General features: G+C 67.6%; 25 protein-coding genes and 1 tRNA gene. 12 read left to right on the top strand and 14 right to left on the bottom strand.

The features are described from left to right. Nucleotides 1–41: 41 nt before the first annotated feature. The 8 genes from ychF to V6X63_RS06415 all read right to left on the bottom strand — a co-directional run bounded on the left by ychF (nt 42) and on the right by V6X63_RS06415 (nt 6,567). Nucleotides 42–1,133, bottom strand: coding sequence for a redox-regulated ATPase YchF (gene ychF, locus V6X63_RS06450; RefSeq protein WP_367965952.1), 1,092 nt, complete (start codon nt 1,131–1,133; stop codon nt 42–44). An 11-nt stretch (nt 1,134–1,144) separates the two neighbouring features. Next, entirely contained in the window at nt 1,145–1,729 is a 585-nt protein-coding gene (gene pth / locus V6X63_RS06445; RefSeq protein WP_367978445.1) for an aminoacyl-tRNA hydrolase, read from the bottom strand. A gap of 24 nt (nt 1,730–1,753) precedes the next feature. Next, entirely contained in the window at nt 1,754–2,425 is a 672-nt protein-coding gene (locus V6X63_RS06440) for a 50S ribosomal protein L25/general stress protein Ctc (protein ID WP_367965950.1), read from the bottom strand. A gap of 48 nt (nt 2,426–2,473) precedes the next feature. Then, nucleotides 2,474–3,427, bottom strand: coding sequence for a ribose-phosphate diphosphokinase (locus V6X63_RS06435; RefSeq protein ID WP_367978444.1), 954 nt, complete (start codon nt 3,425–3,427; stop codon nt 2,474–2,476). A gap of 32 nt (nt 3,428–3,459) precedes the next feature. After that, nucleotides 3,460–3,534: transfer RNA gene (locus V6X63_RS06430), tRNA-Gln, on the bottom strand. After that, nucleotides 3,525–4,394 carry a 4-(cytidine 5'-diphospho)-2-C-methyl-D-erythritol kinase gene (gene ispE, locus V6X63_RS06425; RefSeq protein ID WP_367965948.1) on the bottom strand — a complete coding sequence of 290 codons (870 nt, stop codon included), beginning with the start codon at nt 4,392–4,394 and terminating at the stop codon, nt 3,525–3,527. Before ispE ends, V6X63_RS06430 begins: the two co-directional genes overlap by 10 nt. After that, nucleotides 4,394–5,005, bottom strand: coding sequence for a lipoprotein insertase outer membrane protein LolB (gene lolB / locus V6X63_RS06420; protein ID WP_367978443.1), 612 nt, complete (start codon nt 5,003–5,005; stop codon nt 4,394–4,396). The genes ispE and lolB overlap by 1 nt, the downstream gene beginning before the upstream one ends. Next, the gene (locus V6X63_RS06415) at nt 5,002–6,567 is read right to left on the bottom strand and encodes a tetratricopeptide repeat protein (protein ID WP_367978442.1); all 1,566 of its coding nucleotides are present in this window, start codon (nt 6,565–6,567) and stop codon (nt 5,002–5,004) included. Before V6X63_RS06415 ends, lolB begins: the two co-directional genes overlap by 4 nt. 72 nt (nt 6,568–6,639) lie before the next feature. Between V6X63_RS06415 and hemA the strand changes: the two genes are divergently transcribed. Further along, the gene (gene hemA, locus V6X63_RS06410; RefSeq protein WP_367978441.1) at nt 6,640–7,917 is read left to right on the top strand and encodes a glutamyl-tRNA reductase; all 1,278 of its coding nucleotides are present in this window, start codon (nt 6,640–6,642) and stop codon (nt 7,915–7,917) included. Further along, the gene (gene prfA / locus V6X63_RS06405; protein ID WP_367978440.1) at nt 7,914–9,002 is read left to right on the top strand and encodes a peptide chain release factor 1; all 1,089 of its coding nucleotides are present in this window, start codon (nt 7,914–7,916) and stop codon (nt 9,000–9,002) included. The genes hemA and prfA overlap by 4 nt, the downstream gene beginning before the upstream one ends. A gap of 50 nt (nt 9,003–9,052) precedes the next feature. Here prfA and dksA read toward each other — a convergent pair whose 3' ends face one another. Beyond that, nucleotides 9,053–9,484 carry an RNA polymerase-binding protein DksA gene (dksA, locus tag V6X63_RS06400; protein WP_367965943.1) on the bottom strand — a complete coding sequence of 144 codons (432 nt, stop codon included), beginning with the start codon at nt 9,482–9,484 and terminating at the stop codon, nt 9,053–9,055. 77 nt (nt 9,485–9,561) lie between these two features. Then, nucleotides 9,562–10,635 carry a 3-deoxy-7-phosphoheptulonate synthase gene (locus V6X63_RS06395; protein WP_367965942.1) on the bottom strand — a complete coding sequence of 358 codons (1,074 nt, stop codon included), beginning with the start codon at nt 10,633–10,635 and terminating at the stop codon, nt 9,562–9,564. Nucleotides 10,636–10,771: 136 nt separating this feature from the next. On the opposite strand from V6X63_RS06395, the gene V6X63_RS06390 reads away from it, so the two are divergent. Genes V6X63_RS06390 through V6X63_RS06380 form a run of 3 tightly spaced genes read left to right on the top strand, consistent with a single transcriptional unit; the run spans nt 10,772 to nt 12,629 of the window. Next, complete coding sequence (locus V6X63_RS06390) at nt 10,772–11,038, top strand: Trm112 family protein (protein ID WP_367978439.1); 267 nt, start codon at nt 10,772–10,774, stop codon at nt 11,036–11,038. Next, nucleotides 11,038–11,880 (top strand): peptide chain release factor N(5)-glutamine methyltransferase, encoded by an 843-nt coding sequence (gene prmC / locus V6X63_RS06385; protein ID WP_367978438.1) that lies wholly within the window; start codon nt 11,038–11,040, stop codon nt 11,878–11,880. The genes V6X63_RS06390 and prmC overlap by 1 nt, the downstream gene beginning before the upstream one ends. Then, complete coding sequence (locus V6X63_RS06380; RefSeq protein ID WP_367978437.1) at nt 11,877–12,629, top strand: HesA/MoeB/ThiF family protein; 753 nt, start codon at nt 11,877–11,879, stop codon at nt 12,627–12,629. The genes prmC and V6X63_RS06380 overlap by 4 nt, the downstream gene beginning before the upstream one ends. Here V6X63_RS06380 and hslO read toward each other — a convergent pair. The 4 genes from hslO to gatC are packed head-to-tail and all read right to left on the bottom strand — an operon-like array spanning nt 12,623 to nt 16,736. After that, complete coding sequence (gene hslO, locus V6X63_RS06375; protein ID WP_367965938.1) at nt 12,623–13,504, bottom strand: Hsp33 family molecular chaperone HslO; 882 nt, start codon at nt 13,502–13,504, stop codon at nt 12,623–12,625. The two genes, V6X63_RS06380 and hslO, sit on opposite strands and share 7 nt — an antisense overlap. Before the next feature lie 7 nt (nt 13,505–13,511). Then, entirely contained in the window at nt 13,512–14,945 is a 1,434-nt protein-coding gene (gatB, locus tag V6X63_RS06370) for an Asp-tRNA(Asn)/Glu-tRNA(Gln) amidotransferase subunit GatB (RefSeq protein WP_367978436.1), read from the bottom strand. A 6-nt stretch (nt 14,946–14,951) separates the two neighbouring features. Continuing rightward, nucleotides 14,952–16,409, bottom strand: coding sequence for an Asp-tRNA(Asn)/Glu-tRNA(Gln) amidotransferase subunit GatA (gene gatA, locus V6X63_RS06365; protein WP_367978435.1), 1,458 nt, complete (start codon nt 16,407–16,409; stop codon nt 14,952–14,954). Nucleotides 16,410–16,448: 39 nt separating this feature from the next. Beyond that, nucleotides 16,449–16,736: an Asp-tRNA(Asn)/Glu-tRNA(Gln) amidotransferase subunit GatC gene (gene gatC / locus V6X63_RS06360; RefSeq protein WP_367978434.1), complete on the bottom strand. Its 288-nt coding sequence runs from the start codon at nt 16,734–16,736 to the stop codon at nt 16,449–16,451. Nucleotides 16,737–16,853: 117 nt separating this feature from the next. Between gatC and V6X63_RS06355 the strand changes: the two genes are divergently transcribed. The 7 genes from V6X63_RS06355 to V6X63_RS06325 all read left to right on the top strand — a co-directional run bounded on the left by V6X63_RS06355 (nt 16,854) and on the right by V6X63_RS06325 (nt 24,142). Further along, a complete protein-coding gene (locus tag V6X63_RS06355) occupies nt 16,854–17,897 on the top strand; it encodes a rod shape-determining protein (RefSeq protein ID WP_367965934.1) in 1,044 nt (347 codons plus the stop codon). A gap of 67 nt (nt 17,898–17,964) precedes the next feature. Next, a complete protein-coding gene (gene mreC / locus V6X63_RS06350; protein WP_367978550.1) occupies nt 17,965–18,870 on the top strand; it encodes a rod shape-determining protein MreC in 906 nt (301 codons plus the stop codon). Further along, entirely contained in the window at nt 18,863–19,351 is a 489-nt protein-coding gene (gene mreD / locus V6X63_RS06345) for a rod shape-determining protein MreD (RefSeq protein WP_367965933.1), read from the top strand. Before mreC ends, mreD begins: the two co-directional genes overlap by 8 nt. A 1-nt stretch (nt 19,352) precedes the next feature. Next, entirely contained in the window at nt 19,353–21,209 is a 1,857-nt protein-coding gene (mrdA, locus tag V6X63_RS06340; protein ID WP_367965932.1) for a penicillin-binding protein 2, read from the top strand. Next, nucleotides 21,184–22,320, top strand: a complete 1,137-nt coding sequence (rodA, locus tag V6X63_RS06335) for a rod shape-determining protein RodA (protein WP_367978433.1) — start codon at nt 21,184–21,186, stop codon at nt 22,318–22,320. Before mrdA ends, rodA begins: the two co-directional genes overlap by 26 nt. After that, nucleotides 22,317–23,321, top strand: coding sequence for a lytic murein transglycosylase B (gene mltB / locus V6X63_RS06330; RefSeq protein ID WP_367965930.1), 1,005 nt, complete (start codon nt 22,317–22,319; stop codon nt 23,319–23,321). Before rodA ends, mltB begins: the two co-directional genes overlap by 4 nt. Then, complete coding sequence (locus V6X63_RS06325; RefSeq protein WP_367978432.1) at nt 23,318–24,142, top strand: septal ring lytic transglycosylase RlpA family protein; 825 nt, start codon at nt 23,318–23,320, stop codon at nt 24,140–24,142. Before mltB ends, V6X63_RS06325 begins: the two co-directional genes overlap by 4 nt.

Below are 24,142 nucleotides of genomic sequence, written 5' to 3'. Positions count from 1 at the left end.
GGAAGTATCCAGAGCCGCGGCAGCGCTGTCAAATCCCGCGTTCAGACATTGAAGCGGAAGTGGCAGACATCACCCTCGCGCATGACGTAGTCCTTGCCCTCGAGACGCATCAGCCCCTGCTCCTTGGCGGCCTGTTCGCTGCCCGCGCGGACGTAATCCTCGAAGCCGATGACCTCGGCCCGGATGAAGCCGCGCTCGAAATCGGTATGGATGCGGCCGGCCGCCTGGGGTGCTGTGGCGCCGCAGCGCACGGTCCAGGCCCGGACCTCTTTCGGCCCGGCGGTGAAAAACGTCAGCAGATCCAGCAGGGCATAGCCGGTGCGGATAAGGCGGTTCAGACCGGGCTCGTTGAGCTCATAGGCAGCCAGCAGCTCGCCCTGTTCATCGGAGTCGAGCTGGGCGAGCTCGGCCTCGATGGCGGCACAGAGCGGCACCACCAGCGCGCCCTCGCGCTCCGCCAGGCCCTCGACGGCCGCCAGCTGGGCATTCTCGGTCAGGCCTTCCTCGTTGACATTGGCGACATAGAGCACGGGCTTGGCCGTCAGCAGGTGCAGCTCCCGCAGGACCGCCTCCCCGGTGTCGTCCAGCGTCTGCGCCCTGACCGGCGTGCCCTCGTCCAGCGCTGCCGCCATGGCCTTGAGTGCGTCGCGGGTGGCGATGGCCGCCTTGTCCGCCGACTTGGCCCGCCGCGCGTAGCGATCCAGCGCCTTCTCGACCGTGTCCATGTCGGCGAGGAGCAGCTCCGTGTTGATCGTCTCGATATCCTCGATCGGATCCACCCGTCCCTCGACATGGTGCACATCCTGGCTCTCGAAACAGCGCACCACATGGGCGATGGCATCGGTCTCGCGGATGTTGGCGAGGAACTGGTTCCCCAGCCCCTCGCCGCGTGACGCCCCCGCCACCAGACCGGCGATGTCGACGAACTCCATCGTCGTCGGGATGACGCTCTCGGGCCTGGCCAGTTCGGCCAGCCGATCGAGCCGCCGGTCCGGTACCGGCACGATGCCCACATTGGGGTCGATGGTGCAGAACGGATAGTTCTCCGCCGGAATCTCGTTCTGTGTCAGGGCGTTGAAGAGCGTCGACTTACCCACGTTGGGGAGCCCGACGATACCGCATTTGAATCCCATGGACTGTGTCCTCAGTCTCTCGTGTGCAACTGTTGCTGGGCCCGGTCCCAATCGCCGGCGGCGAGCAGAGGCATCACATCCAGGGCTGCGGCAACCGCGGCGTCTATGTCGGCCCGCTCACCCCGGCCCGGCGCATGAAGGACGTAGGGAATCACCCGGTCGCTGCTGCCCGGATGGCCGACACCCAGCCGCAGGCGGGCGAATGCCCGGGTGCCGAGGGCAGCCACGATATCCCGCAGTCCGTTATGCCCTCCGTGTCCGCCCCCCTGCTTGAGGCGGACGACACCCGGCGGGAGATCGATCTCATCATGCACCACCAGGATCGCCTCCGGAGGAATGCGGTGGAAATTCGCCAGCGCGGCGACGGCACGACCGCTGTGGTTCATGTAGGTGGTGGGACAGAGCAGATGCACGTCGGCCTCCCCTTCCCGCCAGCGGCCCGCCACCCCCTGGAACTTGCGCTCCATGCGCAACGCGACGCCAGCCCGGTCGGCCAGGGCCTCAACAAACCAGAACCCGGCGTTATGCCGGGTTCCCGTATACTTCGGCCCCGGATTGCCGAGGCCGACGACCAGCCTGATCGCCGCCGTGGTCATGTCCGCATGGACACCGCGCCGGGATCAGCCCTGCTCTTCCGACTCGCCGGAGGCTTCTCCGCCACCGGCCTCGCCGCCCTCTTCGGCGCCTTCTTCGGACTCCTCGACGGCCTTGCGCGGGGCGTGGATGCTCACCAGCACCGGATCATGGTCAGTTTCCGGATCCAGCCCCGGGAAAACCACGCCCTCGGGCGCCATGATCTCGGAGAGGTGCAGCGAGCTGCCCACCTCGAGTTCGGCGATGTCCACGTCGATGGCGGCTGGCAGATCATCGGGCAGGCACTCGACCTCGACCTCGATGGCATCGTGGTGGACCACGCCACCGCCCTGTTTCACGCCCACGGCATCCTCCTGGTTGAGGAAGTGGATGGGCACATGCTGGCGCATCTTCTCGCCGGCCTTGATGCGCAGCAGGTCGAGATGAGAGACCAGTGGCTTGAAGGGATGCCGCTGCAGGTCCTTGAGAATGGCCTTTTCGGTCCGTTTGCCCTTCACCTTGACGTCGAGGATCTGAGAGAAGAAGGCCTCCTCCCGCATCAGGCGCAGGATCTGCTCCTCGTCAAAGGTCAGCGCGACCGGCTTCTTACCGGCGCCATAGAGGATGCCCGGGATCCGCTTCGCACGACGCAGGCGGCGGCTCGCACCCTTGCCCTGGTCATCGCGAACGGTAGCATCCAGTTTCAGTTCAACGCTCATTACGGTCTGTCTCCATGATGGCCCCCGCGACCAGGGGCGTTACGGCAGTCAGTCGACGAACAGTTCGCTGACCGACTCGTCGTTGTTCACCCGCCGCATCGTCTCGGCGAGCATTTCCGCCAGCGAAAGCTGGCGAATCCTTACGCTGGCACGGGCCGGCGCCGACAGCGGGATACTGTCGGTGACCACCAGTTCGTCCAGGTGACTGTTCTCGATACGCTCGATGGCCGGACCCGACAGCACCGGATGGGTGATGTAGGCCACGACCTTGCCGGCGCCGCGCTCCTTGAGCGCCGTGGCGGCCTGGCAGAGCGTCCCGGCGGTGTCGATGATGTCGTCGACGATGATGCAGGTCTTGTCCTCTACATCACCGATTATGTTCATCACCTCGAGCTCGTTGGCCCGGGGCCGGCGCTTGTCGATGATGGCCAGGTCGGCATTGTCAAGCCGCCGCGCCACCGCCCGGGCCCGCAGCACGCCGCCCACATCCGGCGAGACCACGATCTTGTCCGGATGCGTCTGGCGCCAGATATCGCCCAGCAGAACCGGCGAGGCATAGACATTGTCCACCGGAATGTTGAAAAAGCCCTGGATCTGGTCGGCATGCAGATCCACCGTGATCACCCGGTTGATGCCGGCGGTGGTGATCATATCCGCCGCCAGCTTGGCCGTGATCGGCACCCGCTGCGAGCGCTGCCGGCGATCCTGCCGCGCATAGCCATAATAAGGGATCACCGCGGTGATGCGCGCGGCCGAGGATCGGCGCAGGGCATCGGCGATGACCAGCAGTTCCATGAGATTGTCGTTGGTGGGCTGGCAGGTCGGCTGGATGATGAACACGTCATGCCCGCGGACATGCTCGTTGATCTCCACCTGCACTTCGCCGTCGCTGAAACTGGTGACCAGCGCGTCACCGAGGCGGATCTTGAGGTGGGCGGCCACGGATCGGGCCAGTGCGGGATTGGCGTTCCCCGAGAACACCATCATGCTTCCGTTTTCCATGGCGGCGGCACCCTGCGGTGGCTGTCGGAAATTGGCTGGGGCGGCAGGATTCGAACCTGCGAATCCGGGGATCAAAACCCCGTGCCTTACCGCTTGGCTACGCCCCAGTCGTTCGTGCCCTCTCGGCGTCGAGGCGGTCGAGCAGAGGTGAGCGATTCATTGCCCGGGTCACCCAGGCGCTCCAACGGTCGCGGACCCCCGCTGCGGCGTGCTCGGCGGATGCCCTGTGCTGGAACGTGGCGAACAGGCACCCCCCCGTGCCCGTCAGGCGGGATGGACCGAATGCCGCCAGGGCATCCAGTGCTTCCCCCACTGCCGGATGAATCCGGCGCACCACCGGTTCGCAGTCATTTCTCGCCGCCCCGGTTTCGAAGCCGCGTATTGTTATACGCTCTCCATGGCGTGTCAATTTGGTGTCAGTGAACACCGACCGCGTATCCACAGAGACCCCGGGATCGATGATGACCATCCAGGGGCAATCGACCGAGAGCGGTGAAAGCCGCTCGCCGACCCCCTCCGCCCAGCAGGCCAACCCCCGCACGAAGACTGGCACGTCGGCACCGAGGCCGAGGCCGATCTGCTCGAGTTCGGCGGTGGATAGACCACAGCCCCAGAGCTCATTGAGGGCCACCAGCGTGGTGGCCGCGTCTGACGAGCCGCCGCCGAGCCCACCCCCTGCGGGAATGCGCTTGTCCAGTTGAATCCGGACACCCGGCCCGCTGCCGGTCTGATGTCTGAGAACCGTCGCGGCGCGGACCGCCAGGTCGGACTCGGGCGGCAGACCCGGCAGCCCACCCTCACGCCGTATGGTGCCGTCCGGCGTCATCGCGAAGACCAGTCCGTCCACCGGCTCGACGAACTGAAAGAGCGTCTGGAGCTCGTGATAGCCATCGGCGCGCCGACCGGTGATGTGCAGGAAGCGATTGATCTTGGCCGGCGCCGGCCAGTCACGGGAGACTGGACCCATCAGCGCAGCCGCCACTCGCCGATCACCAGTCTGATGGCCATGTCCCGATGGTTCACGCCGATCCGGCCGGGCAGTCGATGCGCATCAAGCGTGCGGTAACCATCGAATGTCACTTCCCAGCCGTCCTGTTGCAACTGCCGGGGCCTGCCGCGCTCATCCAGCGTGACCTGGCCGTCCAGCCATGGCACAGGGCTCGCCGTGACCCAGTGGCGCAGGAATCCCACCGGCAGGTCATAGCCGGTGATTGCCCGGACCAGCTCCCGGGCACTGCCGGCCTCATAACGTTCCCCATCGGCGGTGGTCAGCCGCACACTCGCCTCGTCGCCCACGATGCGCAGGCTACCGGCACCGAGGACCCCGCGGAGGTCGATCCGGTAAGTCGTCGCATCCTCCACCCAAGACACCGAGGCGGTCGCCCCCTCATCGGCGAGCCGCAGCGACGTGCGCCCGCTGAACGCCCACGCATCCGGCGCAGGCGGCGCATCCCAGTCGCCGACCGCCACGGTGCGGCCGGCCTCCGGCGGTTGTGGCGCGCGCACGGCACACCCCGCCAGCAGCACCGTGAGAAGGGCGGCCACCAGTCCCCGGCGCCATTCGACCGGCCCGATCATGGATCAAGACGCTCCCGGGTCTCCCGAAGGACGGGGTGATCGGCATCGGCCGCGGCGGCCTGCGACCAGACATCGCGGGCCGCTTCGCGGCGGCCCAGCACCCAGAGCACTTCCCCGAGGTGGGCGGCGATCTCGGCATCGCCGTCGGTCAGCTTATGAGCACGCCGCAGATAACCGAGGGCACGTGCCGGATCGCCCTGCCGATAGGCGGCCCAGCCCATGCTGTCGATGATGGCGGGGTCATCCGGTTCGATGGCATAGGCCCGCTCGATCAACGCCGCTCCCTCGGCAATGCGGTCGGTCTGATCCACCAGGGTATAGCCCAGTGCGTTGAGCGCACGGGCATCGTCGGGATCGTCCCGCAGAATCCGCCGCAGGTCGGCCTCGCCCCCCTCGATATCGCCGTCCATGATCCGGGTCATGGCCCGCCCGTAGCGCAGCTCCGTGTTCGCCGGGTAGTCCCGCAGGCCGCGGTTGAAGACCGCCAGACTCTCCCCGAGTCGGTCGGCACGACGCAGCAGCCCGCCCTCCAGCAGCAGGCTCCGGGCACGGAAGCCGGGGTTCGCGCGGCGCAGGCGTCGCAGGGCCTCCAGCGCCAGCGCGTCGTCGCCGGCCTGCATGGCGAGCAGAGCGGCCGTACTGAGCAGCTGCGGATGCGTGGCACCGGCGGTCACGAGGTCGCGATACTGCACCAGCGCCTCACCGTCCCGGCCGAGATCCAGCAGGGTTCGTGCATAGTCGCGCCGCAGGGCATGATTGCCAGCCGAGTCCTCCAGCAGATCTTCGAAGATGGCGACGGCGGCGTCCGGACGACCGAGGGCCAGCAGCGCGTCGGCGCGCAGGAGCCGTGCGCTCACCCAGCCGGGCCGCTCCGCCAGCGCGTCATCCACCGCCCCGAGCGCAATGGCCGGCTCACCCCTTGTCAGAGCAAGCCGGGCCAACGCGAGCTTTGCCGCCTCCGACCGCGGTGCGGCGCGGGCGATGGCCTGCATGACCTTGATGACGTCAGGCGGCAGCGCGCCATCCAGCAGCAATCCGCCTAATCTGGCAATCGCCGGGTCACGGTCCGGGCCGGGTGGGGGCAGACTGTCCAGCAGGGTCTGCATGGCTGCATCCATCTGTCCGGCGCGCAGCTGCATCACGCCGAGCAGCTGCTTCGCCTCAACGCTCCCCGGGGCCAGTTCCACCCAACGCTGCGCCAGCCGGATCGCCTGATCGGGCTGATCGGCGCGCAGTGCGATCTGCACGGCGCGGGCCATCACCTCGGGATCACGAATCCGATCGGCCGCCTCGGCATACAGCGCACTGGCACGCTCGAAACGCCCCCGCACGGCGGCCAGCTCGGCTGCCATGATCCGGTGCATGGGCGATTCGACTTCCCCGGCGACGGGATCGGCGGACACGGCCAATCGGGTGTCGGCACGCTCCGCCACAGGAACGTCGTCACCGGCCATGGGCACACAGGCCGCCAGCAGCCCTGCCATCAGCAATGGCCAGATCCGCGCGCCGGGGCATCGGACCGCGGTCGGCCGCTGCGGCTTGCTGTTAGCGAACCTGATCATCAAGGCCTTACTATACTTGTGTTGCAGCGGTGCTGCCCTACAATCTGCCACTTTCCACTCAATCGGATCCCGATGCCTGTCGTCAGCCTGGGCCTCAATCACAAGTCAGCGCCGCTTGCCGTGCGGGAGCAGGTGGTGTTTCCGGCCGATCGGCTGGACGCCGCCCTGACTGCCCTTGCGGACAGACCGGGCGTGCGGGAGGCCGCCGTGCTGTCCACCTGCAACCGCACGGAAATCTACGCGGTACTGGCGCTCGAGGCGACGCCGGCAATTCTCCAGCGATGGCTGGAGAGCGAGCACGGGCTGCCCCATGATGGTCTCAGCGATTATCTGTACACCCTCGAGGGCCGCGACGCCATCATCCATCTGTTGCGGGTTGCCGCCGGCCTCGATTCGCTGGTGCTCGGCGAGCCGCAGATATTGGGGCAGGCCAAGCTCGCCTATCACTCGGCGTCCCGGGCCGGGCTCCTCGGCCAGATCCTCGACCGGCTCTTCCAGCATGCCTTCTCGGTGGCCAAGCGCGTACGGACCGAGACGGACATCGGTGCCCACCCGGTCTCCGTGGCGTTCGTCGCGGTCACCCTCGCCCGTCAGATCTTCGGGGATCTGGGCGAGCGCCACGCGCTGCTGATCGGTGCCGGCGAAATGATCGAACTCACCGCGAGACACTTCCGGGAACAGGGCATGGGCGGCCTGATGGTGGCCAATCGCAGCCGCGACCGGGCTGAAATGGTGGCGGCGCTCTGCAGTGGCCGGGCCATCGGCCTGGATGAACTGGAAGGCAACCTGCCGGACGCGGACATCGTGATCTCCTGTACGGCGAGCACCGAACCCATCCTGCGCCGCGATGCGGTACGCAGAAGCCTCAAGGCACGTCGCCACCGCCCGGTCTTCATGGCCGATCTGGCCGTTCCCCGCGACATCGAACCCCGCGTCGAGGATCTGGACGACATCTATCTGTACACTGTCGATGACCTGCGCGATGTGATCGACCGCAACCGGCAATCGCGGGCGGCGGCCGCCGATGAGGCCGAGCGTCTGGTGGCCGGGCAGGCCGACCGGTTCATGGACTGGGTGCGGACGCTGGATGCGGTCAGCGCCATCCGCCGTTATCGCCAGCACGGCGAGCGTCAGCGCGACTACGCACTGGACCAGGCACGCCGACAACTCAACGCCGGGCAGCCGCCGGAGCAGGTGCTCGAGGCCCTCGCCCACCGACTGACCCGCAAGCTGTTGCATCTGCCCACGCTGGGGCTGCGCGAGGCAGCCCGCAGCGGCGATCCGGAGACCATCCGGGAGAGCCATCGCCTGCTGGGCCTCGACGACCGCAGAGACGACGAGAACGAATGAATGACAACCTGCGCCGCAAACTCCACAATCTGGTGGAGCGGCACGAGGAAATCGAACAGCTGCTCGCCGATCCCGACGTCATTGGTGATTCGGCCACGTTCACCCGCCTGTCCCGCGAGTATGCCAGGCTGGAGCCGGTGGCCCGCACCCTGGGTGAATTCGAGGCCGCCGAGGCGGACCTGACCACCGCCGAGGAAATGGCGGCCGAGGGCGATGCCGACATGCGGGCGCTCGCCGAGGATGAGGCCGCTGATGCGCGGGAGCGTCTCGTGCATCTCGAGCAGGCGCTCAAGGTCCTGATGATCCCCGAGGATCCCCACGATGCGCGCAACACCTTCCTGGAGATCCGGGCGGGCACCGGCGGTGATGAGGCAGCGCTGTTCGCCGGCGATCTACTGCGCATGTACCTGCGCTACGCCGAACAGCAGGGCTGGCGCACGGAAATCCTGAGCGAGAGCCACGGCGAACAGGGCGGTTACCGGGAGGTGGTGGCACGGGTTGACGGCCAGGGGGTGTACTCGCGGCTCAAGTTCGAGTCCGGCGCCCATCGTGTGCAGCGCGTCCCGGCGACCGAGTCCCAGGGCCGCATCCACACGTCCGCCTGCACCGTCGCGGTCCTGCCCGAGGCCGAGGCCCTGGATGAGATTGACGTCAACCCGTCGGACCTTCGCATCGATACCTTCCGGGCCTCCGGTGCCGGCGGACAGCATGTCAACAAGACCGATTCGGCCGTGCGTGTCACGCACCTGCCCACCGGAGTGGTCGTCGAGTGCCAGGAGGAGCGCTCGCAGCATAAGAATCGCGCCAAGGCGCTGTCACTGCTGCAGGCCCGGCTCATGGACCAGCAGCGTGACGCCGCCGTGGCGGAACGCACGGAAACCCGCCGCCTGCTGGTCGGCAGTGGCGATCGCTCGGAGCGCATCCGGACCTACAACTTTCCGCAGGGCCGGGTCACCGATCATCGGATCAATCTGACGCTCTACAAGCTCGAGGATGTACTGATGGGCAATCTGGACGTGGTGATTGAGCCGCTGATCAGCGAGTACCAGGCGGATCAGCTGGCCGCGCTGGCGGCCGAAGGCTAGGCGAGGCGCGGGAGCGGCATCATGCCGCCCCGCTGGCAGAGCTTCCCGGGTCAGGCGACCCGCTGTTTCTCGCGGATTTCCTCAAGCGTCTTGCAGTCCACGCAAAGCGTGGCCGTGGGCCGGGCCTCGAGCCGTCGCAGCCCGATTTCCACACCGCACTGGTCGCAGAAACCGTAATCATCCTTGCGGATGCGCTCCATGGTCTGGTCAATCTTGCGGATCAGCTTGCGCTCCCGGTCCCGGGTGCGGAGTTCCAGGGCGAACTCCTCCTCCTGAGTGGCGCGGTCGGCCGGATCCGCATAATGATTCGCGTCATCACGCATGTGGCTGACCGTGCGCTCCACCTCTTCCTGCAGCTGCCGTTTCCATGCCTCGAGGATGGCCTGAAAATGCGCCAGTTGAGCCTCGTTCATGTACTCTTCGCCCTCTGCGGGCTGGTAGGGGTCGATCCCCCGAACGGGCAGTGAAGCCTTGTCGGTCATAGTGCACCTCCGTTAGGTCGAGGGCTGATTCAACCCTTCGCCGTCGCAACGGTCAAGCCCCAATTTCTTCCCTGCCCTCAACCGGTCCGCGCGAGCAGCGGCTGGGACAGTCTGCCAGCGGCATCCCGGAGCACACGCTCGGTGGTTTCCCAGTCGATGCAGCCATCGGTGATGGACACGCCATAATCCAGAGCGGCCGGATCGTCCCCGAGTTTCTGGTTGCCCCAACCGATATTACTCTCGATCATCACCGAGACAATCGAGCGGTTGCCCTCAATGATCTGGTTGACCAGGTTCTCCATGACCAGCGGCTGCAGGCCGGGATCCTTGCTGGAATTGGCATGGCTGCAGTCCACCATCAGCCGGGCCGACAGGCCGGCATCGGCCAGGGCCTTCTCGCAGAGGGCGATGCTCACCGAATCGTAATTGGGCTGATCCCCACCACGGAGCACCACATGTCCATAGCGGTTGCCGGCGGTCCGGATGATCGCCGAGCGCCCGTCCTGCTGGGTGATGCCCAGAAAACTATGGGGACTCGACGCCGAGCGCATCGCATTGATCGCCACATCCAGGCTGCCGTCGGTGCCATTCTTGAAACCCACGGCAGTGGACAGGCCGCTGGCCATCTCGCGATGGGTCTGCGACTCGGTGGTCCGCGCACCAATCGCCGTCCAGCTGATCAGGTCGCCGAGGTACTGCGGCGTGATCGGATCGAGCGCCTCCGTCCCGGCGGGCAGACCCAGCTCGGCGAGATAGAGCAGCAGATCGCGGGCCCGACCGAGCCCTTCCTCGATGTCGAAGCTGTCATCCATGTAGGGGTCGTTGATCAGTCCCTTCCAGCCCACCGTGGTCCGGGGCTTCTCGAAGTACACGCGCATGACGATGAACAGCGAGTCCTGCAGTTCGTCATGCAGGGCCTTCAGGCGCCGCGCGTAGTCCTTGGCCGCCTCCACATCGTGGATGGAGCAGGGTCCCACCACGACCAGCAGGCGGTGATCCTGACCGTCGAGGATGGCCTCCACGGCTTTCCGGCCGGCCTCCACCGTCTCGCGACCGCGCTCGGAGAGCGGCTGCCTTGTCTTGATCTCCATCGGCGTGGGCAGGGGCTCCTGGGCAAGGACGTTCAGATTGTCGATGGGCGCTTCACTCATGGCGTTTTCCAAAACCGGAGTTCAATTGGCAGATCGTCCGTTTATGGTAGCCCGGGCGGGCGAATTTCTCCACGCCAGGGACTGCCGATCCGGCAGTCTGATATCCTACGTATCAACCCCAATCAGCCGAGTCGCCATGGCCATTGACCGTAAACTGCTGGACGTCCTCTGCTGCCCGGTGACCAAGCAGCCGGTCCGGACACTCGCCCGTGCGGAGCTGAAATCGCTCAATGAGCGCATCGCCGAGGGCGCGGTGCACTATCAGGACGAGACGCCGGTGGATACGCCCCTCGACGAGGGACTGATCACCGCCAACGAAGAACGCGTCTACCGCGTCGACGACGGCATCCCGGTCATGCTCGAGGAACGGGCCATCAACCTGCGGGCCGCCGGCCTGAAGTGATGAAACCCGCCACGCTGGCCGAGGCCCGGCGCTGGGGGATCGATCAGCTTGCCGCCACGAGCCCCAGCGCGGCGATCGACACCGACTGCCTGCTCGCCGCCGCCACCGACCTCGATCCGGTGCAGCTGCGTGCCTGGCCCGAGACCCCGCTCGACGCCGCCGCCTGGCAGCGTTTCCGGCGCAGTATGGCGCGTCGCCGGGCCGGCGAGCCGGTGGCCTATCTGCTGGGTCGCCGGGCGTTCATGGACTTCGAGCTGACGATCACGCCGGCGGTTCTCATCCCCCGGCCCGAAACCGAGCACCTGGTGGAGGCGGCCCTCGAGCAGCCCACCGACCGGGTACTGGAACTGGGCACCGGCAGTGGCTGTATCGCCATCGCCCTCGCCCGCGCCTGGCCGGATACCCGGATCGACGCCGTCGACCGATCGCGCGGGGCGCTCGCCGTGGCCCGCGGTAACGCCGACGCCCTGGGCATCACATCGATCCGCTTCCTGGCGGGCGACTGGTACGGCCCGGTGACGACGGACCGCTACGGGCTGATCGTCTCCAACCCACCCTACATCGCCGACCACGAACCGGAGCCGGACCGCGACGACGCACGCTTCGAGCCGCGCGGCGCCCTTCGGGCGGGCGCGGACGGCCTGGAGGCGCTCGATACCATCATCGCCGCGGCGCCGCGCCACCTCCGCCCCGGCGGCAGGATCTGGCTCGAGCATGGCCACCGCCAGGCTCCCGCGATCCGGGACCGGCTGGCGGCGCAGGGGTTCAGCGGCATCGAGAGCCGTTTCGACCTGGCCGGCCATGAGCGCGTGACCGGCGGCGTTCTGGAGCACCCGGCATGAACGACGATCAGCTCATCCGCTACAGCCGGCAGATCATGGTGCCGGGACTGGACCTGGCCGGGCAGGAACAGCTGCTGGCCAGCCGCGCCCTGGTCGTCGGTCTCGGCGGACTGGGCTCACCGGTGGCGCTCTACCTCGCCGCCGCCGGCCTGGGGCACCTGGTCCTGGCCGACTTCGACCGCGTTGAGCTGACCAACCTGCAACGCCAGATCATCCACGGCACCGACGATCTGGGCCACCTGAAGACCGATTCCGCCCGCGACCGGATCGCCGCGCTCAACCCGGAGGTGACCGTTGACACGCTGGCGGAGCGGCTGACCACCGACCATCTCGTCACAGTCGTGCAGGCCGTGGATATCGTCATCGACGGATCGGACAACTTCGCCACCCGCTTCGCCGTCAATGCCGCCTGCGTGGCCGCCGGTCGGCCGCTGGTGTCCGGGGCGGTGATCGGCATGGACGGCCAGGTGGCGGTCTTCCGGCCTGACCAGGGAGGCCCCTGCTATCGCTGCGTCTATGCCGACATCGGCGAGGAGGCACAGAGCTGCAGCGAGACCGGCGTACTGGGCCCGCTCACCGGTGTCATCGGCAGCCTGCAGGCCGTGGAAGCGGTGAAAGTCGTGACCGGGCTAGGCGAATCCCTGGCCGGTCGGCTGCTGGTCGTGGATGCCCTGACCCAGCAGTGGCGGCGACTCAGCCTGCGTCGCGATCCGCAGTGTCCCGTCTGTGGTGTGCCCGCCGGTCAGTGAGACTCGCCACTGTCCGGTGACCGGACGGCGGGATCGGTGAAAAGCGCCTCGATATCCACGGCATCGAAGCGATAGGGCTCGTTGCAGAAATCGCAGTGGACCTCAACCTGGCCCTGCTCCTCCAGAATCTCGCGCATCTCCTGCTCGCCCAGCCCCTGCAGCATGGCCGCCACCCGTTCCCGCGAGCACCGGCAGCGGAAGCGAAACGGCATCGGGTCGAACAGACGGATGTCCTCCTCGTGGAACAGACGCCGGATCACCTCGCCCGGCGCCAGTTCGCGGAGCTCATGGCCGGTGATGGTGGCGGCGAGCTGCTCGGCCCGCGACCAGGCGTCGGCGTCGCCACCGGCCACCTCACTGGCCGGCAGACGCTGGATCAGCATGCCGGCGGCGTGATCCTCCCGGGCGGAAAGCCAGACCCGGGTCAGCAGCTGTTCGGATTCACGGAAGTAGTGCTCCAGCGCGGCCGACAGGCTGCCACCGGCCAGGTCCACCACGCCTTGATAGCGCTCACCACCGGACTCCGGCTCAATGGTGATGGCCAGCGTCCCATCGCTGGCCTGGGCATCCAGCGGGGCATCATCGGGCACCGGCTGCCGGGCATGGGCCATGGCCCGCAACGAGCCGTCGCTGGCCGCCTGTACCAGCAGCAGGGTCAATGGACCCCGGGCCTGGAGCTGGAGGGTCAGGGCACAGGGGTACTTGAGCGTGGCGGCAAGCAGCGCCACCGCGGCCAGTCCCTCGCCGATCAGGCGCACCACCGCCGGCTCATGGTCGGTACGCCGGACGATCTCGGCGAAGGCATCATCCAGCTGCACCACCTCGCCACGGACATCGGCATGCTCGAACAGAAAGCGGTGAAGCCGGTCGCTCATGCCCGATTCACCCATCCAGCCGCTGTCTGAGGATCTCGTTGACCTGCTGCGGGTTGGCCTTGCCACCGGATGCCTTCATCACCTGGCCGACGAAAAAGCCCATCAGCTTGGTCTTGCCGGCCCGATACTGTTCAAGCTGCTGCGGATTGGCGGCAATGGCCTCGTCCACCATGGCCTCGATGGCGGCGCTGTCCGTGACCTGCTCAAGGCCACGGTCAGCGATCACGGCATCGGCATCGCCCTCGCCCTGCCACATGGCCTCGAAGACCTCCTTGGCGATCTTGCCGGAGATGGTTTCGTCGACGATGCGGCGCAGCAGCCCCGCCAGCGACTCGGCATCCACGGGGCTGTCAATGATGTCGAGCCCGGCCTTGTTGAGCGCGCCGGAGAACTCGCCCATCACCCAGTTGGCCGCCAGCTTGGCATCGCCGCAGCCGGAGGCCACCGCCTCGAAGTAATCCGCCAGTTCTCGCGAACTTGTCAGCACACCGGCGTCGTAATCGGGCAGGCCATAGTTACTGGCGAAGCGCGCCCGCTTGGCATCGGGCAGCTCCGGCAGTTCGGCGCGCACCTCGTCGATGAACGCCGGCGTGATCTCCAGCGGCAGCAGGTCCGGATCAGGGAAATAGCGGTAGTCGTGGGCCTCTTCCTTACCCCGCATGGATCGCGTCTCGCCACGGTCGGGGTCGAACAGCCGGGTCTCCTGCACGACCGTGCCGCCGTCCTCGATGAGCTCGATCTGACGCTCGATCTCGAAATTGATCGCCCGTTCGACGAAGCGGAAGGAATTGAGGTTCTTGAGCTCGGCCCGGGTACCGAACTCGAGCTGCCCCACCGGCCGCACCGAGACGTTGGCGTCGCAGCGGAAGCTGCCCTCCTGCATGTTGCCATCACAGATGCCCAGATAGCGCACCAGCGAGTGCATCTTCTTCATGTAGGCCACCGCCTCCTTCGCCGAGCGCAGCTCGGGCTCGGAGACGATCTCCAGCAGCGGGGTGCCGGCGCGGTTGAGATCAATGCCACTCATGCCGGCAAAGCCCTCATGCAGGCTCTTGCCGGCATCCTCCTCGAGATGCGCCCGTGTCACGCCGATACGCTTGCGGCTGCCATCCTCGAGCTCGATGTCCAGATGCCCGGTACCCACCACCGGAATCTCGTACTGAGAGATCTGGTAGCCCTTGGGCAGGTCCGGGTAGAAGTAATTCTTGCGGGCGAATACCGAGCGACCCGCCACTTCGGCGTCCAGCGCCAGGCCCAGACGCACGGCGAAGCGCACCGCCCGCTCGTTGAGTACCGGCAGCATGCCGGGCATGCCGAGATCGATGGCGCACGCCTGCGTGTTGGCCTCCGCTCCATAGGCGGTGGAGGCCCCGGAGAAGATCTTGGTGCGCGTGGCCAGCTGCGCATGCAGCTCCAGGCCGATGACTGCTTCCCATTGCATGATCCGCTATCCCTCCAGCGACGGCCGCCGCGTGTGCCAGTCGGTAAGCTGCTGGTAGCCGTGGGCGGCGCCGAGCAGGCGCGCCTCGTCGAAATGATTGCCGATGAGCTGAAGCCCCACCGGCCGCCCGCCACCAAAGCCGGCGGGGACGGACAGCGCCGGCAGCCCGGCCAGGTTGACGGCGATGGTGAAGATATCCGAGAGATACATCTGGACCGGGTCATCCGACTTGGCGCCCAGTGCGAAGGCCGTGGACGGCGCCGTGGGGCCGGCGATGACATCCACCTCATCAAACGCCCGGGCGAAATCGTCGCGGATCATCCGCCGGACCTGCTGTGCCTTGAGATAATAGGCGTCGTAGTAACCGGCCGACAGCGCATAGGTGCCCACCATGATCCGGCGCTTGACCTCTTCACCGAAACCCTCCCCGCGGCTGCGCTTGTAGAGGTCCTCAAGGTCGGCCGGGTCGTCACAGCGATGGCCGTAGCGCACCCCGTCGAAGCGCGACAGGTTGGACGAGGCCTCCGCCGGGGCGATCACATAGTAGACGGGAACCGCCAGGCTGGTGTTGGGCAGGGAGATCCCGCGGATCTCCGCGCCTGCTTCGCGCAGGGCGTCCACCGCGGCCTCGACGGCCCGGGTCACCTCGCTGTCAACGCCATCCGCCTCGAAATACTCCCGGGGCAGGCCAACCCGCAGCCCCCGCAGACCGCCATCGCCGAGCGCCGCGCGATAATCCGGCACCGGCCGATCCACACAGGTCGAATCCCGGCGATCGAACCCGGCCATCGCCTGCAGCAGGATCGCCAGATCCTCCGCGGTGGTCGCCATCGGCCCGGCCTGATCGAGACTGGAGGCGAAGGCGATCATCCCGTAGCGGGACACCCGTCCGTAGGTGGGCTTGAGGCCGCTGATCCCAGTGAGCGCGGCGGGCTGACGGATGGAGCCACCGGTGTCGGTACCGGTCGCTCCGGGCACCAGACGCGCGGCGACCGCCGCCGCCGAGCCCCCCGATGAGCCGCCGGGCACGGTGCCGATGTCCCATGGATTGCGCGCGGCCCCGTACCAGCTCGTTTCATTGGACGAGCCCATGGCGAACTCATCCATATTGGTCTTGCCCACGCTGACCGCGCCGGCGGCCCGCAGCTGGCTCACCACGAAGGCGTCATAGGGGGGCACGAACCGGTCCAGCATGCGGCTGGCGCAGCTCGTCCGGACGCCCTCGGTGCAGAAGATGTCCTTGTGGGCGATGGGCACGCCGGTCAGGGGGCCCGCCTCGCCGCGGGCGCGGGCGGCATCCGCCGCCTCAGCCTCGGCCATTGCGGTCTCGGGCGTCAGCGTGATGAAGGCGTTGAGTTCGGTGGCCTGCTCGATGGCCTTGAGCGTCGAGCGGGTGAGCTCGACGCTGGAACACTCGCCGCGCTCGAGCGCCGCGCCGAGTTCGGCAATGGTCCGGTCATGCATGGTCGGTCGAATCCTGAGCCGTGGCCCTGTCGGGCGGGATTACTCGATGACGCGCGGGACGAGGTAATGACCGTCCTCGGTCAGCGGCGCGATGGCCTGGAAGCGCTCACGCTGGTCTTCTTCACTGACCTCGTCGGGACGCAGCCGCTGGGTCATCTCCAGCGGATGGGCAAGCGGCTCCACCCCGCTCGTGTCGACAGCGCCGAGCCGCTCGACGAAGGCGAGGATCTCGGACAGGTTCTGCGCGTGGGCCTGGCTGTCTTCGGCATTGACGGCCAGCCGGGCCAGATGCGCGATCTGCGCCACTTCATCGGCGTCGATGGGCATGCGGGATCACCTCGGGAATCAAGCATCAAGCGGCTTAAGCTACCACACCGACCTGCTTGCCCAAACCCCCGGCGGTTGATAGATTAGCGAATCTTTCCCACTCGTCTGGATTTCTTCATGTTCAAGGGCATACGGGGCATTTTCTCCAACGATCTTTCGATCGATCTCGGCACCGCCAATACGCTGATCTACTCCCGCGGGCAGTCCATCCTGCTCGATGAGCCGTCCGTGGTGGCGATCCGGCAGGACCGCGATGGAGGCCCCAAGACCATCGCCGCCGTCGGGCGCGAGGCCAAGCTCATGCTCGGCCGGACCCCCGGCACCATCAAGGCGATCCGGCCACTGAAGGACGGCGTCATCGCCGACTTCACCGTCACCGAGAAGATGCTCCAGTACTTCATCAAGAAGGTGCATGAGGCGCGCTTCTTCCGGCCCAGCCCGCGCGTCCTTGTCTGCGTGCCCTGCGGCTCCACCCAGGTTGAGCGTCGCGCCATCCGCGAATCGGCGGCCGGCGCCGGCGCCCGCGAGGTGTATCTGATTGAGGAGCCGATGGCCGCCGCCATCGGCGCCAACATGCCGGTCGGCGAGGCCCGCGGCTCCATGGTCCTCGACATCGGCGGCGGGACCTCCGAAGTGGCGGTCCTGTCGCTGAACGGCATCGTCTACTCGGCCTCGGTGCGGATCGGTGGCGATCGGTTCGACGAGGCGATCGTCAACTATGTGCGCCGCAACTACGGCATCCTCATCGGCGAGGCCACCGCCGAGCGCATCAAGCACGAAATCGGCCAGGCCTTTCCCGGCAACGAGGTCCGCGAGCTCGAGATCAAGGGTCGCAATCTCGCCCAGGGCATCCCGCGCAGTTTCACGCTCAACAGCAATGAAATGCTCGAGGCCCTGCAGGAGCCGCTCTCCGGCATCGTCGGCGCGGTCAAGACGGCCCTGGAGCAGACCCCTCCCGAGCTGGGCGCCGACGTCGCCGAACGCGGCATCGTGCTCACCGGCGGGGGCGCCCTGCTACGCAACATCGATCGACTGCTGATGGAGGAGACCGGCCTGCCGGTGGTCATCGCCGAGGATCCGCTGACCTCGGTGGCGCGGGGCGGTGGTCGGGCCCTGGAGCTGATGGACGAGAAGGGCGCTGACCTGTTCACCAGCGAGTAGACCCGTCGGGTCCGGCCAAAGGCACTGGCGCTTGAGGGCTCGACGGGGCGCCCGCTAGGCTTTTGGCATTACGCGATTCGCCGGAGGACGCCAGGCCATCAAACCGCTATTCACACAGGCTCCATCGACCACAGCACGGTTCGTGCTGCTGGCCCTGCTGTCGGTCGCGCTTCTCGCCATCGATCATCACCAGGGGCTGCTGGAGCCGGCGCGGCAGACCCTCTCCGCCGCGGTCCATCCGGTACGCCTGATCGCCGGACTGCCCGATCAGCTGGCCACCCTCACCGATCAGTCGCTGACCAGCCGCCGCGAGCTGATCAGCGAGAACCAGCGCCTGCGCGATCGCCAGCGCATCTACGAGGCCCGTCTCCAGCGCCTCGATGCACTGGAGGTGGAAAACATCCGCCTGCGCAGCCTCCTGGATTCCTCCTATGAGCTGGAGCGGCCGGTCCTGATCGCCGAGCTGGTCGCCGTGGACCTCGACCCGTTCAGCCACCTGATCCAGATCGACAAGGGCCTCCGTGACGGTATTCACGTCGGTCAGCCGGTGATCGATTCGGATGGCGTGATCGGTCAGGTCGAGCGCGTCTCACCGCTCACCGCCACCGTCCGACTCATCAGCGATCCGAGTCATGGCATTCCGGTGCAGGTCAATCGCAACGGCCTGCGCAGCGTCGCCTTCGGCACCGGCCGGATCAATACGCTGACCATCGGCAGCCTGCCCAACAACGCGAACATCCGCGCGGGCGATCTGCTCGTCACGTCGGGGCTGGGCGGGCGTTTCCCTGCCGGCTACCCGGTGGGAGAGGTCCGCAGCGTCACCACCAACCCCGGTCGCGAATTCTCGCGAGTGGAGGTGGAACCGCTCGGCGCGCTGGGCCGCGTCCAGGAGGTGCTGCTCATCGAGCGCGGCGACGCCGCGGCCGCCATGGCGGTGACCGGGGAGTCGGGCCCGGAGACGGACGATGAATGATGCGCGGCCTCATGGGCGCTGGCTGATCGCGCTCACCATCCTGCTGGCCCTGGTGCTCACCGTCCTGCCGCTGCCATCGGTCCTCGAACCCTGGCGGCCGGAGTGGGCCATGCTGGTCATCATCTACTGGAGTCTCGCGCTGCCCGTCCGGGTGGGGGTGGGCGTCGCCTGGCTGGTGGGTCTGCTGCAGGACGTCCTGCAGGCAACACCGCTGGGCTCGCATGCCCTCGCCTTTGCCCTGGCCGCCTATCTGACCATCCAGCTCTATCAGCGCATCCGCAACTTCCCGGTCTGGCAGCAGGCCCTCACCGTGCTGCTGCTGCTCCTGCTGGTCCGTGGTTCACTGTTCCTGACCCGGGGTCTGATGAACGCGCCGGCGCTCGACTGGCAGTTCTGGCTGCCGGTACTGACCAGCACGCTGATCTGGCCGCCGATGTTCCTGCTGCTGCGCTTCCTGCGCCGCGCCTACCGGGTCAACTGAGATGGGTCTCGACCTGCTGCGTGACAAGACCGGCGAACGCCGCGTGGTGCGCGGCAGGCTGCTGGTGGCAGGCGTGATCGCGACGGTGCTGTTCGGATTGCTGGCAGGCCGCATCGCCTACCTGCAGATCGCCCAGTATGACCACTTCGCGGCCCAGTCCCAGGACAATCGGGTCCGCCTCGCGCCGGTGACGCCGACCCGGGGGCTCATCCTCGACCGGGACGGGCGCATACTCGCCGAAAACCGTCCGGCATTCCGGCTCACGGTCATCCCCGAGCAGGTCACCGACATGGATGCCCTCCTCGAGGAGCTGGGCGGCCTGATCGACCTGAGCCCCGAGGACATCAACGCCTTTGAGGAGACCCGACGACGGGCCCGAGGCTTCCAGGAAATCCCGCTCAAACTCCAGCTGACCGATGCCGATGTGGCCCGGCTTGCGGTCAACCGCCATCGCTTCCCCGGCGTCGAGGTGCGCCCGCATCTCACGCGTCACTACCCGTATGGGGAGATCGGCTCCCATGCCGTCGGCTATGTCGGCCGGATCAGCGAATCGGAACTGCGCGATCGTGACCGGCGCCACTACCGCGGCACCAGCATGATCGGCAAGACCGGCGTGGAACGCGCCTACGAGGATCGGCTGCGTGGGGAAATGGGCCTCGAGCGTATCGAGACCAATGCCCTCGGGCGGCCACTTTCGATCATCGATCGCGAGCCACCGGTGCCGGGCGATGACATCCGGCTGACCCTGGACATCGCGCTCCAGCGGGTGGCGGAGGAGGCGCTCGGCGATCACCGCGGCGCCATCGTCGCGATGGATCCACGCACCGGCGGCATCCTGGCCCTGGCGAGCAAGCCCGGCTTCGATCCCAACGCCATCTCGCGCGGGCTCGATCGCGAGGCGTTCCGGTCACTGCGCGGTCATCCCGACCAGCCGCTGTTCAACCGGGCGCTGCGTGGGCGTTATCCGCCGGGTTCCGTGGTCAAGCCCTTCCTGGGGCTGGCGGGTGTCGCTTCGGGGCATATGGATCCCGACGAAACCGTTTTCTGCAACGGCCGCTACCATCTGCCCAACGTCTCCCGCACCTGGCGGGACTGGAAGCCGGAGGGTCATGGCCATGTGGACCTCATTCAGTCGGTGGCCCAGTCCTGCGACATCTACTACTACGACCTGGCCTACCAGATGGGCATTGACGCCGTGCATGACTGGATGACCCGCTTTGGATTCGGTCTCGAGACGGGCATCGACCTGCCCGGCGAGCGGAAGGGCGTCATGCCCTCCCGCGAGTGGAAGCGCGACAACCTCGGCGAGCCCTGGTACCAGGGCGAGACCGTGAACACCGGCATCGGCCAGGGGTTCACCCTCGCCACGCCGATCCAGCTGGCTGCCTCCACCGCCATGTTCGCCAACCGCGGTGCGCCGGTCAGGCCGCACCTGCTGGAGACCGATGAGGGCGGCGGCGTCGCACCCCCGCTCGTGGCACCGCTCACCCTCGACGACGAGGCACTCTGGCAGACCGCCATCGACGCCATGGTCGAGGTGGTGCACGGCCCGCGCGGCACCGCCCGCGCCATCGGCGAGGACCTGGACTACCGGATCGCCGGGAAAACCGGCACGGCGCAGGTCATCGGCATCGCCCAGGACGAGGAGTACGAGGAGGACGCCATTGATGAGCGCTTCCACGACCACGCGCTGTTCACCGCCTTCGCGCCGGCCACCTCGCCGCGCATCGCGGTGGCCGTGGTGGTGGAGAACGGCGGCAGTGGCAGCGCCACGGCCGCCCCCATGGCGCGCCGCGTGATCGACGCGTGGATGGAGCGACTGGAGGCACAGGGTGAACTGGCCCGCGGGTGGCGTTAACGAGGCGGCACGGCGGGCCACTGGTGGTCTGCTGCAGCGCGCCCTGCACCTGGACGGGGTGCTGCTCGCGCTGCTGGCGCTGCTGGCCGGCATCGGCGTCGTAGTGCTCTACAGCGCCTTCGGCGGGCGCATCGAGCCCGTTCATGATCATCTCATCCGCCTCGGCATCGGCCTGGGCGTGCTGGTGGTGGCGGCCCAGATCCCGCCCTGGCGCCTGGCGCGACTGGCGCCGTGGGTTTTCGGCGCTGTCCTGCTCTTGCTGGTCGCCGTGCCGGTGGCCGGCCAGATCGGCGGCGGCGCCCGGCGCTGGCTCGATCTGGGTGTGATCGGGTTCCAGCCCTCCGAGCTCATGAAACTGGCGCTGCCGATGATGGTGGCCTGGCTCATGGCCCGAGGCCCCCTGCCGGTGAGCCTGGGCCGCGCCGCCATCACCGTGCTGGTGATCGCCGTGCCGGTGGGCCTGATCGGCGCCCAGCCCGATCTGGGCACCGCCGTCCTCGTGGCCGCCGCCGGGGCCAGTGTGCTCTTCCTCGGCGGCATCGGCTGGCGGCTCATGGGGCTGATGGCGGTGCTGGTCTCGGCGGCGGCGCCGCTGCTGTGGTTTTTCGGCATGCAGGACTACCAGCGCCAGCGCGTGCTGACCTTCCTCGACCCCGAGCGCGACCCGCTCGGCGCCGGCTACAACATCATCCAGTCACAGATCGCCATCGGCTCCGGCGGTGTCAGCGGCAAGGGCTGGCTGAACGGGACCCAGGCCCATCTGGAGTTCATTCCCGAGCGCCATACCGACTTCGTTTTCGCGGTGATGGCCGAAGAGTTCGGCCTGTTCGGCGTGATCATGATCCTCGCCGTCTACCTCGCCATCATCGCCCGTGGGCTGTGGATCGCCCACGAAGCCCAGGATAATTTCTCGCGCCTGCTCGCCGGCGGACTGACCCTGACCTTCTTCGTCTACTGCTTCGTGAACATCGGCATGGTCTCGGGGCTCCTGCCCGTGGTGGGCCTGCCCCTGCCCCTGGTGAGCTATGGTGGATCATCCATGGTGACGCTTCTCGCGGGGTTCGGTATTCTCATGGCTATCCACACCCACCGCCGCATGTGGTCATCGTGAACACCGCTCGTCCTTTCCTGTCGTTGCTGATTGTCTGCCTGGGGTTCATCACCCTGTCGGCCTGCAGTGTCACCGCCCACGGTGAAGACCCCGCCGATCCGCAGGCGCTGCGGGACTTCTCCGAGACAATGGCCAGCCGCCACGGCATGGACGCGGACATGGTGGAGCGCCTGATCCGCGACGAGGCCCGGCACCAGCCCGAAATCATCGAGGCGATCAGCAATCCCGCCGAGGCGCTGCCCTGGTACCGGTACCGCAGGATCTTCCTCACCGAGGAGCGCATCGCCGCCGGGGTCGACTACTGGGACACCCATGCCGAGTGGCTGGAGGCCGCGCAGGCCCGCTACGGCGTGCCGCCGGCGGTGATGGTGGCGATCATCGGCGTGGAGACGCTCTATGGCCGCTACCGCGGCCGCCATCGGGTGATCGACTCACTGCGCACGCTGGGTTTCGCGTATCCCCCCCGGGCGGACTTCTTCCGCTCCGAACTCGAGGAATTCCTGGTGCTCGCCGACGAGGAGGGCATGGACCCGACCGCGCCGCTGGGCTCCTACGCCGGTGCCATGGGCGTGCCGCAGTTCATCAGCAGCAGCTACCGCGCCTACGCGGTGGACTTCAACGGGAATGGCCGGCGGGATCTGTTCTCCGAGACCGCCGACGCCATCGGCAGTGTCGGCTACTACCTGGCCATTCACGGCTGGCAGGGCGATGCCCCGGTCGCCGTCCCCGCCCAGGTCCGTGGCAAGGCCTGGCGGGCCTTCCTGAGAACGCCCCTGGAACCGGTGGACACCGTGGCCGAGCTGGCGCAGGCCGGCGTCCGGCCGGAGCAGCCGCTGGATGGCGAAGCGCGCGCGCGGTTGCTGGCCCTGGAGCTGGAGGATGGCACCGAATACTGGGTGACGCTGCAGAATTTCTACGCCATCACGCGCTACAACCACAGCGCGCTCTACGCGATGGCGGTCCACCAGCTTGCCGACGCCATTCGGGAGGCGCGCCCATGAAGGCGCTGGCTGTACTGCTCGTGACACTGGTGCTGGTCGGGTGCAGCAGCATGGTGCCGGAGCCCGGCGATGGCCCGGGCCGCGTCATCGACGACCCCATGGCGATCCCCGATGCCGTGCCGCAGGATGCCCCGCGCAGCCGATACGGCAACCCGGAGAGCTACGAGGTGTTCGGCAAGCGCTACCGGGTCATGGACACCGCGGCCGGTCATCGCGAACGCGGCATTGCCTCCTGGTACGGCAGCAAGTTCCATGGCCGGCGCACCTCCAGCGGCGAGCCCTACGACATGTACGCCATGACGGCAGCCCACAAGCACCTTCCCCTGCCCACCTGGGTGGAGGTACGGCATCTGGGCAACGGTCGCCGCATCGTGGTCAAGGTCAACGACCGCGGCCCCTTCGCCGACAAGCGCATCATTGACCTCTCTTACGCCGCGGCGGCCAAGCTGGGCATGCTCGGCACCGGCACCGCGCCGGTGGAGATCCGCACCGTAACACCGGACGAGCCGGCCCCCGCCCGGGCACGCACGGTCGCCGCCCGGACTGACGATGACGGCGCGGCAGGCGACCAGCCGGCGTACTGGATCCAGCTCGCGGCCTTCAGCCAGGCGGCCAACGCCCGGCAGCTGGCCGCGGAGCTGAACGGCGCCGGACTCTCCGCCGCGCCCCGCATCCACCGCGGCAATGACGGCCTGCATCGCGTGCGCGTCGGGCCGCTGCCCGATGTGGCCGCGGTCGATCGCATCAGCGCCGAACTACAGCGTGCCCGTTTTTCGCCCGGGCATGTCATTATTCCCGACGACACCGCCACTGCTGACTGA

It is taken from the genome of Spiribacter onubensis (genome assembly GCF_040838425.1).
GTDB lineage: Bacteria > Pseudomonadota > Gammaproteobacteria > Nitrococcales > Nitrococcaceae > Spiribacter > Spiribacter onubensis.
This window is presented reverse-complemented; position numbering and strand designations above follow the sequence as displayed.

What these genes read in the sequence shown, in the direction of transcription:
- ychF (WP_367965952.1), bottom strand. Translation starts at nt 1,133, where the DNA reads ATGGGATTCAAATGCGGTATCGTCGGGCTCCCCAACGTGGGTAAGTCG.
- pth (WP_367978445.1), bottom strand. Translation starts at nt 1,729, where the DNA reads ATGACCACGGCGGCGATCAGGCTGGTCGTCGGCCTCGGCAATCCGGGG.
- V6X63_RS06440 (WP_367965950.1), bottom strand. Translation starts at nt 2,425, where the DNA reads ATGAGCGTTGAACTGAAACTGGATGCTACCGTTCGCGATGACCAGGGC.
- V6X63_RS06435 (WP_367978444.1), bottom strand. Translation starts at nt 3,427, where the DNA reads ATGGAAAACGGAAGCATGATGGTGTTCTCGGGGAACGCCAATCCCGCA.
- ispE (WP_367965948.1), bottom strand. Translation starts at nt 4,394, where the DNA reads ATGGGTCCAGTCTCCCGTGACTGGCCGGCGCCGGCCAAGATCAATCGC.
- lolB (WP_367978443.1), bottom strand. Translation starts at nt 5,005, where the DNA reads ATGATCGGGCCGGTCGAATGGCGCCGGGGACTGGTGGCCGCCCTTCTC.
- V6X63_RS06415 (WP_367978442.1), bottom strand. Translation starts at nt 6,567, where the DNA reads ATGATCAGGTTCGCTAACAGCAAGCCGCAGCGGCCGACCGCGGTCCGA.
- hemA (WP_367978441.1), top strand. Translation starts at nt 6,640, where the DNA reads ATGCCTGTCGTCAGCCTGGGCCTCAATCACAAGTCAGCGCCGCTTGCC.
- prfA (WP_367978440.1), top strand. Translation starts at nt 7,914, where the DNA reads ATGAATGACAACCTGCGCCGCAAACTCCACAATCTGGTGGAGCGGCAC.
- dksA (WP_367965943.1), bottom strand. Translation starts at nt 9,484, where the DNA reads ATGACCGACAAGGCTTCACTGCCCGTTCGGGGGATCGACCCCTACCAG.
- V6X63_RS06395 (WP_367965942.1), bottom strand. Translation starts at nt 10,635, where the DNA reads ATGAGTGAAGCGCCCATCGACAATCTGAACGTCCTTGCCCAGGAGCCC.
- V6X63_RS06390 (WP_367978439.1), top strand. Translation starts at nt 10,772, where the DNA reads ATGGCCATTGACCGTAAACTGCTGGACGTCCTCTGCTGCCCGGTGACC.
- prmC (WP_367978438.1), top strand. Translation starts at nt 11,038, where the DNA reads ATGAAACCCGCCACGCTGGCCGAGGCCCGGCGCTGGGGGATCGATCAG.
- V6X63_RS06380 (WP_367978437.1), top strand. Translation starts at nt 11,877, where the DNA reads ATGAACGACGATCAGCTCATCCGCTACAGCCGGCAGATCATGGTGCCG.
- hslO (WP_367965938.1), bottom strand. Translation starts at nt 13,504, where the DNA reads ATGAGCGACCGGCTTCACCGCTTTCTGTTCGAGCATGCCGATGTCCGT.
- gatB (WP_367978436.1), bottom strand. Translation starts at nt 14,945, where the DNA reads ATGCAATGGGAAGCAGTCATCGGCCTGGAGCTGCATGCGCAGCTGGCC.
- gatA (WP_367978435.1), bottom strand. Translation starts at nt 16,409, where the DNA reads ATGCATGACCGGACCATTGCCGAACTCGGCGCGGCGCTCGAGCGCGGC.
- gatC (WP_367978434.1), bottom strand. Translation starts at nt 16,736, where the DNA reads ATGCCCATCGACGCCGATGAAGTGGCGCAGATCGCGCATCTGGCCCGG.
- V6X63_RS06355 (WP_367965934.1), top strand. Translation starts at nt 16,854, where the DNA reads ATGTTCAAGGGCATACGGGGCATTTTCTCCAACGATCTTTCGATCGAT.
- mreD (WP_367965933.1), top strand. Translation starts at nt 18,863, where the DNA reads ATGAATGATGCGCGGCCTCATGGGCGCTGGCTGATCGCGCTCACCATC.
- mrdA (WP_367965932.1), top strand. Translation starts at nt 19,353, where the DNA reads ATGGGTCTCGACCTGCTGCGTGACAAGACCGGCGAACGCCGCGTGGTG.
- V6X63_RS06325 (WP_367978432.1), top strand. Translation starts at nt 23,318, where the DNA reads ATGAAGGCGCTGGCTGTACTGCTCGTGACACTGGTGCTGGTCGGGTGC.